Annotated in this window: 14 protein-coding genes; 6 read left to right on the top strand and 8 right to left on the bottom strand. The window is 57.7% G+C overall.

The features are described from left to right. Positions 1-71: 71 nt before the first annotated feature. Positions 72-2,675, bottom strand: coding sequence for a bifunctional aconitate hydratase 2/2-methylisocitrate dehydratase (gene acnB / locus BLW01_RS10710; RefSeq protein ID WP_092569530.1), 2,604 nt, complete (start codon positions 2,673-2,675; stop codon positions 72-74). A gap of 340 nt (positions 2,676-3,015) precedes the next feature. On the opposite strand from acnB, the gene BLW01_RS10715 reads away from it, so the two are divergent. Together BLW01_RS10715 and BLW01_RS10720 are read left to right on the top strand one after the other, a co-directional pair. Further along, on the top strand, positions 3,016-3,654 hold the full coding sequence (locus BLW01_RS10715) for a MiaE family protein (protein WP_092569532.1): 639 nt from the start codon (positions 3,016-3,018) through the stop codon (positions 3,652-3,654). A 74-nt stretch (positions 3,655-3,728) separates the two neighbouring features. Continuing rightward, positions 3,729-7,625, top strand: coding sequence for an ATP-binding protein (locus BLW01_RS10720; RefSeq protein WP_092569534.1), 3,897 nt, complete (start codon positions 3,729-3,731; stop codon positions 7,623-7,625). A 17-nt stretch (positions 7,626-7,642) separates the two neighbouring features. Here BLW01_RS10720 and BLW01_RS10725 read toward each other — a convergent pair whose 3' ends face one another. The 4 genes from BLW01_RS10725 to queC are packed head-to-tail and all read right to left on the bottom strand — an operon-like array spanning position 7,643 to position 10,117. Continuing rightward, positions 7,643-7,930: a YkgJ family cysteine cluster protein gene (locus tag BLW01_RS10725; protein WP_092569536.1), complete on the bottom strand. Its 288-nt coding sequence runs from the start codon at positions 7,928-7,930 to the stop codon at positions 7,643-7,645. Beyond that, the gene (locus BLW01_RS10730) at positions 7,930-8,775 is read right to left on the bottom strand and encodes a 6-carboxytetrahydropterin synthase (protein WP_092569537.1); all 846 of its coding nucleotides are present in this window, start codon (positions 8,773-8,775) and stop codon (positions 7,930-7,932) included. The genes BLW01_RS10725 and BLW01_RS10730 overlap by 1 nt, the downstream gene beginning before the upstream one ends. Continuing rightward, positions 8,775-9,419, bottom strand: a complete 645-nt coding sequence (queE, locus tag BLW01_RS10735) for a 7-carboxy-7-deazaguanine synthase (RefSeq protein WP_092569539.1) — start codon at positions 9,417-9,419, stop codon at positions 8,775-8,777. Before queE ends, BLW01_RS10730 begins: the two co-directional genes overlap by 1 nt. Then, on the bottom strand, positions 9,419-10,117 hold the full coding sequence (gene queC, locus BLW01_RS10740; RefSeq protein WP_092569541.1) for a 7-cyano-7-deazaguanine synthase QueC: 699 nt from the start codon (positions 10,115-10,117) through the stop codon (positions 9,419-9,421). Before queC ends, queE begins: the two co-directional genes overlap by 1 nt. Positions 10,118-10,307: 190 nt before the next feature. Between queC and BLW01_RS10745 the strand changes: the two genes are divergently transcribed. Further along, entirely contained in the window at positions 10,308-10,718 is a 411-nt protein-coding gene (locus BLW01_RS10745; protein ID WP_092569543.1) for an SRPBCC family protein, read from the top strand. 23 nt (positions 10,719-10,741) lie between these two features. Here BLW01_RS10745 and BLW01_RS10750 read toward each other — a convergent pair whose 3' ends face one another. The 3 genes from BLW01_RS10750 to flgA all read right to left on the bottom strand — a co-directional run bounded on the left by BLW01_RS10750 (position 10,742) and on the right by flgA (position 12,285). Next, on the bottom strand, positions 10,742-11,194 hold the full coding sequence (locus BLW01_RS10750; protein WP_092569545.1) for a flagella synthesis protein FlgN: 453 nt from the start codon (positions 11,192-11,194) through the stop codon (positions 10,742-10,744). Between the two features lie 36 nt (positions 11,195-11,230). Next, the gene (flgM, locus tag BLW01_RS10755) at positions 11,231-11,518 is read right to left on the bottom strand and encodes a flagellar biosynthesis anti-sigma factor FlgM (RefSeq protein WP_092569972.1); all 288 of its coding nucleotides are present in this window, start codon (positions 11,516-11,518) and stop codon (positions 11,231-11,233) included. A gap of 65 nt (positions 11,519-11,583) precedes the next feature. Continuing rightward, positions 11,584-12,285: a flagellar basal body P-ring formation chaperone FlgA gene (gene flgA / locus BLW01_RS10760; protein WP_175529819.1), complete on the bottom strand. Its 702-nt coding sequence runs from the start codon at positions 12,283-12,285 to the stop codon at positions 11,584-11,586. Positions 12,286-12,495: 210 nt separating this feature from the next. Between flgA and flgB the strand changes: the two genes are divergently transcribed. Genes flgB through flgD form a run of 3 tightly spaced genes read left to right on the top strand, consistent with a single transcriptional unit; the run spans position 12,496 to position 14,050 of the window. Next, positions 12,496-12,909, top strand: a complete 414-nt coding sequence (gene flgB / locus BLW01_RS10765; protein WP_092569549.1) for a flagellar basal body rod protein FlgB — start codon at positions 12,496-12,498, stop codon at positions 12,907-12,909. Between the two features lie 23 nt (positions 12,910-12,932). Continuing rightward, complete coding sequence (gene flgC / locus BLW01_RS10770; protein ID WP_092569551.1) at positions 12,933-13,340, top strand: flagellar basal body rod protein FlgC; 408 nt, start codon at positions 12,933-12,935, stop codon at positions 13,338-13,340. A 14-nt stretch (positions 13,341-13,354) separates the two neighbouring features. Beyond that, positions 13,355-14,050, top strand: a complete 696-nt coding sequence (gene flgD / locus BLW01_RS10775) for a flagellar hook assembly protein FlgD (RefSeq protein ID WP_092569553.1) — start codon at positions 13,355-13,357, stop codon at positions 14,048-14,050. The last annotated feature ends 5 nt before the right edge of the window (positions 14,051-14,055 follow it).

Consider the following 14,055-nt stretch of genomic DNA (forward strand, 5'->3'; position numbering starts at 1 on the left):
CGACGTATCGCCTGCGATGTTGCGAGCATCGGAGTCGAAATTCCCAGACTTCCTGAATCCTGAGGTGGCAGTCAGGCCTCCTGGGCGATGGGGATCACGTTCGAGGCGGCTTTCTGAAATTCCTCGATTTCATGGAAGTTCATGTAACGATAGATCTCTCCAGCCATCGCGTCGAATTCACGCATGTATCCCCGGTACTCATCTGCGGTCGGCAATCGTCCTTCGACGGCAGCGACTGCGGCGAGCTCTGCCGAGGCCAGGAAGACATTGGCTCCGTCTCCCAGACGATTGGGAAAGTTGCGAGTCGAGGTGGATACGACCGTGGAGTTCGGCGTGACCCGTGCCTGGTTGCCCATACACAGTGAACAACCGGGCATCTCCATTCGCGCACCGGCACGACCATAGATACCGTAGTAGCCTTCCTCGGTCAATTGGTGCTGATCCATCTTGGTCGGCGGGGCCAGCCACAGGCGCGTCTTCAGACTGCCGGCGGGTTGTTTCTCGAGCAGCTTGCCGGCAGCGCGGAAGTGGCCGATATTGGTCATGCACGAGCCAATGAAGACTTCATCGATCTGCTGACCAGCCACATCGGAGAGCGTACGTGCATCGTCCGGGTCGTTGGGAGCGCACAGAATCGGCTCGCTGATCTCGTCAAGATCGATCTCGATCACTTCGGCATACTCGGCATCGCTATCGGCACGCATCAAGCTGGGATTCTCCAGCCATTCTTCCATTGCCTGGATGCGCCGACCAATCGTACGCTCATCGCCATATCCGTTGCTGATCATCCACTTCAACAGCGTGATGTTGGATTTCAGATACTCGCTGACGCTCTCTTCGGAAAGCGTGATGGTGCAGCCGGCGGCACTGCGTTCGGCTGATGCGTCCGAGAGCTCGAATGCCTGCTCGACAGTAAGGTCTTCGAGTCCCTCGATTTCAAGGACACGTCCGGAAAAGGCATTCTGCTTGCCGGATTTCTCGACGGTCAGCAGCCCCTGTTTGATGGCGTAATAGGGTATCGCGTGAACCAGATCGCGCAGGGTAACGCCAGGCTGTCGCTTGCCTTTGAATCGAACCAGTACCGACTCCGGCATATCTAACGGCATCACGCCTGTCGCTGCGGCAAAGGCGACCAGGCCGGAGCCGGCCGGGAACGAGATACCCATCGGGAAGCGCGTATGCGAGTCACCGCCGGTACCGACCGTATCAGGTAGCAGCATGCGATTGAGCCAGGAGTGAATGATGCCATCCCCTGGACGCAGAGAGACGCCGCCACGGTTCATGATGAAGTCAGGAAGGGTGTGATGGGTTTCCACATCGACCGGCTTGGGGTAGGCACTGGTGTGGCAGAAGGACTGCATGACGAGGTCGGATTGGAAGCCGAGACAGGCCAGATCCTTGAGCTCGTCTCGTGTCATCGGGCCAGTCGTATCCTGTGAGCCGACAGTAGTCATCTTCGGTTCGCAGTACATGCCAGGACGCACACCTTCCATGCCACATGCCTTGCCAACCATTTTTTGCGCCAGTGTATACCCTTTGTCGCTGTCAGCCGGTTGCTCAGGCTTTTTGAAGACATCGGATGGCCCAAGGCCGAGCTCATTGCGGGCCTTGTCAGTCAAGCCGCGCCCGATGATCAAGGGAATACGCCCCCCGGCACGAACTTCATCGAGGATGACGCGAGTCTTGAGTTCAAACGTGGTCAGAACGTCATCGGTGCCGTGCCTGCAAACCTTGCCTTGGTATGGATAGACGTCGATGACGTCACCCATGTCCATTCCGGAGACGTCCATTTCGATGGGCAGTGCGCCGGCATCTTCCATGGTATTGAAAAAGATCGGGGCAATCTTGCCGCCAAACACGAAGCTACCGGAACGCTTGTTCGGGACATTAGGAATGTCATCACCGAAGAACCACAGGACGGAGTTAGTGGCGGACTTGCGCGAAGAACCCGTGCCGACCACGTCCCCGACGTAAACGACGGGATGCCCCTTGGCGCGAACCGCTTCGATCTGAGACAGCGGGCCTTTTTCTCCAGGTGCATCGGGGTCGATGCCATCCCGGGGATTCTTGAGCATGGCGTTGGCGTGCAGTGGAATATCGGGCCGTGACCAGGCATCCGGGGCAGGGGAGAGATCATCCGTATTGGTTTCACCCGGAACCTTGAAGACCGTCAAAGTGATCTTCTCATCGAGCTTGGGCTTGGAAAGGAACCACTCCGCTTCAGCCCAGGATTTCAGGACGGACTGGGCGACAGGGTTGCCAGCCTTGGCGCGATCGGCAACATCGTGAAAGGCGTCGAACATCAGCAAGGTATGCTTGAGCTGTTCGCCTGCTTCCTCGGCCAGGACGGGGTCGTCGAGCAATTCGACCAGCGTGGCGATATTATAACCGCCTTGCATGGTCCCCAGTAGCTTGACGGCTTGTGCCTTGTCGATCAGCGGAGAGTGTGTTTCTCCCTTGGCGATGGCCGTCAAAAAGCCGGCTTTGACATAGGCCGCTTCATCGACGCCGGGAGGCACGCGGTCCGTCAGCAGTTCCAGAAGAAACGTTTCTTCCCCGGCGGGCGGATTCTTGAGGAGTTCGATCAACCCGGCGACCTGCTCGGCATCCAGTGGTTTGGGCGGTACTCCCTGCTGGGCGCGTTCCTCGACATGTTGGCGATAGGATTCAAGCACGATAAAGCCCTCATCAAGTTGCGTTGCTGAAACGACCTTTGTCACCAATCAGACGGCATCCCGGTCAAGGAATGCAGCGTCGCGACATGGTGTGTGCACCCGATCTCCAGAGTCATGTCTGGGTATGTTCTGTCTACGGCGGCGAACGTCGGCGAAAAGATCGTTATGTGTTCCGGAAACAGCGTCCGTCAAGTGGGGCGGATTCTACGTGAAAATGTCGACAATGTTAAGCGAAACGTTGTCGACAATCCTCGGACTTTGGTCGATGAGGATGCAGTGGCAGGATGATACTGTGTTCCGAGACCCGTTGGAGTAAGCTAGGTAGCCATGAGGACATGCAATGAATGACAGTATTGAATCGCTATTACCTCAGGAACTGTTGCAGTTTCTGCCCTGCGTGACACCCCAGGCGTGGATTCAGACAGCGCTCGAGCATCAGGAATTGCTCCTGATCGATCATGCCCAGTGCGAGAAGAAAGCCGCGTCGACGGCGATGAGTTTGATGTATCGGTATGTGGACCGGCCGGTATTGTTGACCAAGATGTCGCAGCTCGCACGTGAAGAACTCCTGCATTTCGAGCAGGTCGTCAAATTGATGCAGGAGCGGGGGATCACGTACCGACAGTTGAGCGCCTCCCGTTACGCCAAGGAGTTGCATGCACACGTTCGCAGTGAAGAGCCTCGCCGGTTGGTCGATATTCTGATTGTGGGCGCCATTATCGAAGCGCGTAGCTGTGAAAGGTTCGCTCAATTGATCCCTCACCTCGATGCGGAGCTTGCCAAGTTCTATCGCAGTCTGGTTAAGTCAGAGGGGCGTCATTACGAGGACTATCTGATGTTGGCAAGGGATGTGGCTGCCGGTATCAAGGATGAGGATGTCGATGCGAGAATCGATGCATTCCTGGCCGTGGAAGAGCAGTTGATCAGTTCGCCGGACGCGAGCTTCCGCTTCCATAGTGGCATGCCGTCTGCTGCCTGAAAGGCCACGCAAGAAGGGCATCGGCATCGGGTGGACGACGATTGCTAAACCAGAACAACGCAGGAACCAGAACCATGCGGGACGTCTCTGTCAACGAGCAGTTATCGTTGTTCGGTCATTTCTCCCTCACGCTCGGTGAGGATGTCCTGACTCAATTCAGTTACGACAAGGTCAAGGCATTACTTGTCTATCTGCTGTTGCACGAACAGCCGGTCAACCGAGCCACGCTTGCTGAGCTTTTGTGGCCTGATCAAGGGCTGTCATCGGGGCGTACGAACCTACGTCATGCGCTGCACTGCTTGCGTCAATCACTGGGGCAGGACGCTGATCAGGTATTGAGCGTGTCACGTCAGACCATTGCGTTCCGGATACCGGAACACTGGCATTTCGACCTCCACGAGCTGCAGGAGTTGCTCGAATCGACAGCCGAGGTCGCCACGCTGGAACGGATACTGGAGGCTTATCGCGGTGATCTGGTCGAAGAGTTGCAGTTGACCTCATGCGCCGAGTTCCAGCGCTGGTTGGTTCGCGTGCGTAGCGAATGGCGGCAGCGCGTCATTGCCTTTGCCGAAACGGTGCTTGATCAGCATGATCATGTCCCCGATCAGGTATTGAGGACCCTGGTAAGCCGTTTTTCCGGCTACGGTCCCTTTCATGAGCGATTGGTACGCCAGTTGGCCGAACAGGGGCAGTCGGCAGCAGCTCATGAACAGTATAACGCGTATTTGCAGTTGCTGGCACTGTCCGGTCAGCAACCCGAGCCGAGTTTCCTGCAGCTGGCCCGCTATTGGTCCGAAGGTCAGCCCGATATGCAGGGGCTTTCTCCGCAGGGGGCGTTTTCTCGCGCACTGTCTCTGGATACGGCACCTATCCATGAAGATGAGGTCGATCATCGCCAGCTATCAGTGATGGCCATTCGACTGCGCCTTGTGGAGGCGTGTCAGGATCGTGCTGAAACCCGGGCTTGTCTCTCGTTGCAGTTCGAGTTGATGCGCTGGCTGGAGCAGCAATGTCATCATCTCGGCGGATTCTGGTTGCCCGGGGCGACCGGAGGGTTAGGGCTGGCTTGTTTCGGAACCCATGGCCAGGCGCACCAGTTGGCTGAATTGGTGGCACTATATGAGCATTGCCGTCGCGCGTTACCGGATGAGAGCGCACGCCACTGGTCCGGAGAGGGCGAGGCACCCCGATTCGAACTCGCGGCTGGCCTCAATAGCGGGCGGGCGGTCTATCTCCCCGAGCGCCAACTGGTCGACCCGCTTGGGCAGGTCACCCAGCGTGCTCTGGAACTGATGAGTGCAGCCGAGGGCAGTGAGCTGGTGATTTCGCAGGAGGCGAGCCAGCACATGCCGCCGGCGCTGGATCTGCAGCCCCGCCTGTCGTCGAGACTACTGGCTAGCGATGGCAAGGTACATCTACGTGCTCTGGTACTGGGAACCAACGAGGGGGGGCGGGATGCCTTGCCCCCGACGCTGGTGGGCCGAGAGTCGGCATTGCGTATGTTGCGTGACGCCCTCGCTCGGGCCGGTATCGGTCTTCGCCAGAGCGTGTTGGTGCGGGGTGCCTCGGGAATGGGAAAATCGGCGTTGTTGGTGGGGTTTCGTCAACTCGAGCGTCGCCGTGAAGCTGCGGTCTGCTGGCAACCCAATACTCGACTGTCGGTGCAGGTACCGTATGGTGTGGCGCGATATGTGTTGCGTTGGCATCTGGGGGAAGAGCTGCAGACCACACATATCGATACCTTGCTCGGGGCGATGCAATGGGATCTCGAGCCGGGGCAGCGTGAATGGCTCGAAGAGGCCCTGGGGTTACGCGAACCGGCTCGGACATCGGCATTGACCCAAAGTGGCGAGGCTGTCGAACTGGTGGTGCAACTCCTGCATCGACTCATTGAGGAAACGACTGCCAGTCGCCCACTGGTCTTGATGATCGATGATCTGCAGTGGCTGGATGAACCTTCCGTCAAGGTGTTGGCCGGATTGCAGGCGCGCTTGCCTATCAACTGCCCATTGCTGCTGGTGGCAAGCCACCACGGCCGTGAGTCGCTGCCGGTCAAGTTACGCTGGGATCAACAGATCGTCCTGGATCGGCTCGATAAAGAGCAATCATCACGCCTGTTGTCGCAATTGGCTCGTCGTTATCGTTTACACCTCAGTCCACGTCTACGCAGCCAGTTGATCGAGCGCTGCGATGGGGTTCCCCTGTACCTGCAAGAGATCTGTCGACGCCTGGATATGGATCGTCGTGAGGGGCGTAGCATCGATGTCGACGAATTGCCGCGTGGCCTGCTCGGCTTACTGGCAAGTCGTATCGATCAACTCGATACTGACCGTGATATCGCCTATATGGCTGCCGTTCTGGGTCGTCAGTTCCGACTTGATTTCCTGGCCGCCTGCAGTGGGTGGCAGGATGCACGATTGAAACGAGCTCTTGAGCAGATGTGCCGATTGGAGATCGTCGAGCCCTGCGGTCGTGATGATGAGTGTGATTACCAGTTCAGCCACCAATTGCTTCAGGAAGCGGCCTACCTGTCTTGCCCGCGTGATGTGCGGGTAGGCATTCATCGCCAGATCGTCAGCCTGATCGAAGAACGCTTCCCGGTATGGATCAGTCGCCATCCGGGAGATTTCGCGATGCATCTTCGCCGCAGTGGTCACTACGCACGTGGGGCACGTTATTTCGAGTTGGCCGCCCGTGAAGCACTCAAGGTGAGTGCCAACCGTACGGCGCTGAAAATGGCGGATTTCGGCCTGGCGAGTCTGAGGCATGTCGATGACCAGGATGAGCGTGAGATCAGCCTGTTGACGGTGCGGGGGCAAGCGGCGTTTGCCTTGGAAGGGCATGGTTCGCCGACAGCCCATGACAGTTTCGTCAAGGCCCGGCAACTGCTTGAAGCGCAGGGGAGCGATCAGGCCTTGGAGGATGAAGAGGATCTGGAACCGCGCTTCCTCGTGACCTGGGGACTGTGGGTCGGATGCAGTCAGCGTCATGCGCATGCCGACGCCTTCACGCTGGCCTCCAAGCTGGCCGATCTGGCGGCCGGAATGGACGATCCACGTTATCGTCGTCTGGCCGACTATGCGCGCGCCAACTGTGAATACTGGGCCGGTCGTATTCGCCAGGCCTACGGTCATCTGGAGGAGATTGATCCGCTCAATCAACCGATGCTGATCGAATGGCTGCCGTTCTCGGATCATCCACAGGTAGCGGCCGCCTGTTTCCAGGGCTGGGCGCTGTGCCTGCGCGGCGACTATCGGCGTGCCGAGCGTCAGACCGAAGCGGCCGTGCGGATGGCGGAAGCCTACAACCACCCCGGCTCTCTGGCCATGGCCTTGTTGTTCGCTGCGGCGCTGTATCGACAGCTCGGGCATGTCCATCTTGCTGACGATCGTGCCCAACGAGCTTTCGACCTCACCGGCTCTCCGGACCTGCATCTGTGGCAGTTGTCATCGCAGTGTACGCTCGGCTGGAAACGGGCGTTGTCTGGCGACCCGGCCGGGCTCGAGCAGCTTGAAAGTGCGATGGAAGAGTTCGATGAAGTGACAGGACGTGATCGCTATCAACGTCCTATCCTCTGGTATGTCGATGCCTGTATTGCCTTGGGGGAATATAGCAGAGCGGAGGATTATCTGGACCAATGCCTGCTGTTTGCCCAGGAGCGTCAGTCTTTGTACGTTCCGGAGCTCGCCTGTCAGCTGGCACGGGTACGTCATCGTCTGGGACAGCCGGTGTCCACGTTACGCGTGCTTGTCCAGCAAGCGTTGGATCAGGCGAGAGAACATGAAAATCTGCATCAACAACTGGGGGCGCTGGAACTCTGGTTGACGCTGATCGAGCCGGGTGATGATGAAGCTCGGGTACGCTTCAGACGACTGTTTGCCCAAGTCTCGCATACCGATGCCCCGGTGCTGGTACGTTGGCGAACCTTGTTGGATCAGCGTCAGGCGCATCCGGTCGATGTCGAATCCTGAAGGAGACGATAATAAGGTCAGGTCGCTTCTTCCCATGCGGCTAACGTGGCTAATGCCTGTTGCCTGTTGTCGCCGCACAGCTCAGGGTCGTAATCGAAGCGTTGACATACTTGAGGACGTCTCGGATCACCGAAGAGCTGGCACAAGTAATCATCATCCAGATTGACGCAGGGCACGCCGGGTGGCTTGCCGTCCGGCATACCGGGGATCGGTGATGTGATGGACGGGGCGATGCAACAAGCACCGCAGCCTGGGCGGCATTCACCGTCGTGGGTGTGGGTATCGGACGCGATAACAATCGACATCACGGGTGAGCCTCGGCCATTGCACCTTTGTCGATACCTTCGAAGGCTGCTATGCGTATCGACTGTCCACTACTTTCTGCAACCCGTTGTGCCAACCAGGCGGCTATGTGTTCGATCGTGGTCGGCGTCGGCATGATGACACACCGCGCGCTGGGCAGTCGAAGGTAGAAACGGCCTTGTGATGCCTGATACCGGAGTGTCAAGAACCCACGGATGTCGTCATCACTGGCGGGGACAATATCGTGTTCATCCACCAGATAGCGACCGTCTAACCATTCCGCCCATTGCCTCTCCAGATCGGGGGCTCGCTGACCCTGCACCCAAAGGTGGAGTCTTGAGCGATGGCCATGGGCAATGCGCTGACAGTTGCCCTCATGGTGTCTGAGTCCATGGCTGTACTGGTAACCGGCACCGTCAATGGATTCCGGACGCAACTCGAGGCGAATGTCATTGACCCGGGGAGGAGGGCGGCGCATCAAATCGGCGGAAAGTCGCTCGGCCAGACGTCCATGAGTGATTTCCTTCCATGGGAGCAATGTGAACGCCTGCCTGGGGCCGCGGATTTCCAGGGGATAGGGTTGCGAGGCTCGCAGGCAGAGTCCTTCACTGCATTCGATCACAGTGATGCCGGGAGCCTCGGTCGGTACCAGTAATGTGTGATCCATGCCGCCGTCGAGTCGAGCCTTGATCCAGGGCTTGACCTCTCCGAAATCGAACAGCATGCCGTCATGGCCCAATTCACCGTCGAGAACCACATCGACATGCCATGAGGCGCCCACCAGACCTCGTTCTGGGCAATACAGTGACACATCCATATGCGTCAAATCGTTGACGAAAAGCGTCATCAGTCGATCCCTATGATCTTGTGGGTTTGCAGAGACAGTCGCCATTGGGGGTATCGCAGGCAGTAGGCAACGGTGTCGGGCACTGTGTGACTGTTTTGCTCCCGTGGCGATGTATCCATCGGCTGGAGGAAGAAATACGTGAAGCGCAGGGTATCGAAACGTTCCGGAGGCGCATCAACCTGCGGATAGACCAGCTTCAGTTCATCGCCGGACTCGATGACGAGTGGACTCTTGCCCTTCGGACTGACGCATAACCAGTCGATACCGGGCGGCACGGGTAGCGTGCCGTTGGTTTCCACGGCGACCTCGAAACCCCGTGCCTGCATGGCGGTGATGAGAGCATCATCGAGCTGCAGCAGGGGTTCTCCGCCGGTGAAGACGACATAGGGGGAGCTTCTCATGGCTCGGGTGGGCCAGAGTGCATGCAGGTGATCGGCAAGGGATTCGGCGTTCGCGAAACGGCCGCCATTCTGGCCATCGGTTCCGACGAAGTCGGTATCGCAGAACCGGCATAGGCTTTTCGTGCGGTCCGACTCACGTCCCGACCACAGGTTGCAGCCACTGAAACGACAGAATACGCTGGCGCGACCGGTTTGCGCACCTTCTCCCTGCAGTGTGTAAAAGGCTTCCTTGACGTGATACATCAGCGTCCCCCTTGTCGGTAGGGAAGGGGATCGACCACGCCGTTGGCATTGAAGGCCGCTAGGCGTTCCCGGCAGCTGCCGCAATCACCGCACGCTTTCTCCTCGCCAAGATAGCATGTCCAGGTATCGCGGTAATCGAGCCCCATCGCCAATCCATCAGCAAGGATGTCGGCCTTGTCATATTCCAGGTAGGGCGCCACGATATCGACGGCGTCAAAGTTGGCGATAGCGGCCACATCGTTCATTCGCTGCACGAAGGCGGGGCGACAGTCTGGATAAAGGACGTGATCGCCACCATGCGCGCCATAAAAAACTCGTCTGGCACCGATATTGACGGCTTTGGCAATGGCCAGGGACAGTAGGATCATGTTGCGATTGGGAACGACCGTGGCGGCCATGGTGTCGTGATCGTATTCTCCGCCAGGCATGTCGCGGTCGCTATCCGTCAAGGCGGAGCGATCGATCAAGCCATGGATAGAGCGGATATCAACGACTTGGTGTGGCACTTTCAATTGTCGACATACCTGTGCGGCGACATCGAGTTCTCGGGCATGACGCTGCCCATAGTGGAAAGATAGGGCGTGTATGCGGTAGCCGAGGTGAATCGCATGATGCAGGACGGTGAAGGAGTCCATGCCGCCTGAATAGATGACAACGGCATCATCGTCCTGGGACGCGTCCGATGGAGAAGTAGACATGATGGGAATGGCCTGTATCGGAGAATTTGTTGGTCCCCACTGCCCGAGCAGCAGAAAGGGTGTCCGGGGTCCGGTCCGAACATGATGCGCTATTGTAACCACCATGGCTGACAGTAGCCAGAATCGGGGTAGCGATCTTCACCCGCGACCGTTACTCTCGTGTGTTGCAGAACCACCGCCAGGGAGCGATATGGCAATCATCGAACACAGCGAAATTCTCCATGCTCCACCGGAACGCGTTTTTGCGTTGCTGGAGCGTGTCGAGGATTTCGTCGACTATTCCGATCTGATACAGGCGATCGAGCCGCTGGGCGATCGTTGTTACCGCTGGCATGTCCACGCTGTCGGAATGGACTGGATGTTCGATGTCAAGATCACCGAATCGCGTGCCCCTGACGTACTCGCCTGGGAATCGCTACATGGCGTCCATAACCAAGGGCGTTATCGTCTGGCGCCGGTTGAGGAGGGTACGAAAGTGACGTTGACCTTGGAATATCAGATTCGTAATCGATTGATCGAGAAGGCCGTCAACAAAGCGGCCAAGCCATTGGTCAATCAGGTAAGCCGACAGATCCTGGAGCGCGTCGAAGCGCGTCTTTAGGGCAGGATGGTGTACAACACCCATCAGGCCCGGGAGGCAACGCGACCAAGGCCCTGTCTGCGGGCCTGGCCATCTGCGCCATAGAGGCCATTGTCGGCTGCTTCATGGAGGAAATTCAGCAGACGCTGGTTGTGGCTCAAGCGATTCTGAATGATCTCGCCGTTGAGATGGTTGAGTCGGCGAACGCGCTCGGCCATGTCGCGAAATGACTGCCATTCATCCTGACAACCGGCATCACGTGCCGCCTGGTCACTGCCCTGACGCGTGTCTGCATAGCCGAGCCGTTGGAGTGCATGGCGACGTTGTGATTCCAGTTGCTCAAGCTGCTCGAACCATTGTCGCTTGCGTTCCGACAGGTCATTGAGCCGCTCACCATCGACCCGACCGACGGCCAGGTTGCGGCGCTCTTCCTCGAGCAGGTCAAGCAGGCCTGACAGGCATTGCCGCTGTCGTTTGAGATGGTTGCTCAAGCTCATGTCGGATCCTGTGATAGATGCGGTGAACGTTGCTCGTTATTCGCGGGGTGACGGGTCGAGGATGTCACGCACACTTTCGATGAGGCCGTCGGCAATCTTGTCGGCGCGAATTTCGAGCCGCCCTTCACTGATGGCCTGGCGAATTTCCTCGACCCGAGCACTGTCGATATCCTGACTGGTATCGCCGCTATGCTGGCCAAGATGCGTTACGGCAGCGGGCGACGAGACGTCGGCGGTCTCGCCTTTGCCATGCGATTTCTGCGCCTTGTCGCTGCCTTGCTGTTGATCCGGGCGAGTCAGCGGCTGAGTGCTATCGATTTTCACGGGCATATCTCTCGAGCATGTCTTTCCCTCAGTATCGGCAACTCGGGAAAGAACTTGAACCCTGATTATTGCAGATCGACTTCCAGATGATCCTCGCCGGTAACGCGTGCCGTCAAGGTATCGCGATTGTCCATCCGTACTCGAACTTTGGAACCCATGCCGCCACTGTCGATGGCCTCGCCTTTACGCGAGACGGAGAAGCCTTCGCCGCGCGCCTCGACCTTGACCCGAGCCCCGCGTTCGACCAGCGCGACTTCACGCAGTTGGCGTTCGGTGAACGGTTCGCCAGAAGAGAGCATGCGTGCGGCTTCCTGTCCGATCGCCTGTTCGGGGGTCACGATGGCATCACGGGGGAGGCTGCCAAGTTCGGCCTCCTTTGTTTCCAGCATGTCAGCCTTGATGACGGTATTCGGAGCGATGTCCTGTCTGGGTACGACATGATCTCCAATGATTTCGACATTGGCTCTCATGTAACGAACTTGCTGACCATTGTCTCCGCATTTGACCCCGACCGAGACGCGTCCGGCAAGCTCGGTGTTTTCATTGGTCAGGAATGGCTCCGGTGCAACGCACTCGTTGAGTTGGGCTGAGGGAGGCCGAACATCGATCTGGACTTCATCCCCCATTTCACTGGCACGCTCGTAGAGAAATTGCTGAACGCGCTGGACCACTTCCTCACTCGCCATGACATTGGGAGCGAGCAGGACCGAGAGCAGAATGCCCCACAGAAACCATCGGCACTGTGATGAAGGACTGGCTAGAGACATGGCGATATCCGATCGATCGCGGTTGAACAGATTGAGTCTATCCTGACTGCCAATTCTAGAGCGTGCCGGAGCAAGGCATCTCGGAAAATGGCTATCGAAAACGGGTCTATTCATCCCTTTGTCCTGACAGGAACGCCACTATTCTTCATCGTGACCAATTTCCTTTGGTGATTGCCGAGACATTTCGGTGACAGTAACGAGGCCAGAAGGATGATCGACCAATTAAGTGCCGCCTTGGGCTTTGACAAGGAAGCGCTCAACCTGCGTTCACAACGCCATGAGGTGTTGAGCAGCAATATCGCCAATGCCGACACGCCGAATTACAAGGCGCGCGATTTCGATTTCTCCAGTGAGTTGTCGCGAGTCATGCAACAGGGGCGGGCCGAAAGTCGTGGAACCGAATTGGCGGTGACCTCTTCACGTCATATTGCCGGTCAGGCTCCTGCCTCCGCCGGTGTGGATATGAAGTATCGCGTGCCCGACCAGCCCAGTCTGGATGGAAATACCGTGGATATGGATCGTGAGCGCACTCAATTCGCCGACAATGCCATGCGTTATCAGGCCAGCCTGACGTTCGCGAATAGCCGTATCCAGGGGCTCAAGAGCGCTATGCAGCCCGAGTAACGATTCAACAGGAGTGACATCATATGTCGATGTTTTCCGTTTTTGACATTTCCGGTTCGGCCATGAGTGCGCAGTCACAGCGTATGAATGTCACCGCCAGCAACCTGGCCAATGCGGATAGTGTGGCGGGTCCGGATGGCGAAGCTTATCGTGCCAAGCAGGTCTTGTTCGAGACACGGGCCGATCGTCGCAATGGCATTGGCGGTGTGGGTGTCGATGAGGTGATTGAAGATCAATCCCCCATGCGACAAGAGTACCAGCCGGATCATCCGCTCGCCGATGAAGAGGGCTACGTCACGATGCCCAACGTCGAGCCGGCCCATGAAATGGTCAACATGATCTCGGCGTCGCGTTCCTATCAGGCCAACGTCGAGGTGATGAATACCAGTAAACAGCTGATGACCAAAACCTTGACCATCGGCGAGAACTAATCGGAGTCAGCACGATGAGTAACACGATCGATAGCTCGGTGCTCGATAGCGTCAATGCAGGGAGTAGCGCTTCTGGTGGTCTTGGCGGCACGACGGGTGGCGGAATCGAGGACATCAGTGACAGTTTCATGACATTGCTGGTGGCACAACTCGAGAACCAGGATCCCATGAACCCGATGGAAAACGCCGAGATGACCTCGCAAATGGCGCAGATCAATACGGTCCAGGGGATCAATGACCTCAACTCTTCTCTGGAGGATATCAATAGCCAGATCGACGAGGGGCATACTCTCCAGGCAGCTTCACTGATCGATCAAGGCGTACTGGTACCTGCGGATCACGTGCTGGTCAGCGAAGGGTCGACGACACCGTTCGGCATCGAGCTGGATTCACCGGCTGAGGAAGTCACCGCCACCATCACTAACGGCAACGGCGAAGCCGTTCGGAGCTTCGATGTCGGGTCACTTGACGAAGGGGTCGAGTCCTTTACCTGGGATGGCACCCTGGAAAATGGTGAAACGGCACCTGATGGTACCTATAACGTGTCGATAGAGGCCACGCAGGACGGAGAGTCGGTAGCGCATGAGACGCTCGGCTATGCCCGTGTGTCTGGTGTGGCGGAAGGTGAAAACGGTCCGTTGCTGGATCTTGGCGGGGCCCTGGATCTGGGGCAGGTCGGCATGGCCGATATCCGACAGATTCTGAATTGATCGGA

The sequence above is a fragment of the Aidingimonas halophila genome, assembly GCF_900106955.1.
Lineage (GTDB): Bacteria > Pseudomonadota > Gammaproteobacteria > Pseudomonadales > Halomonadaceae > Aidingimonas > Aidingimonas halophila.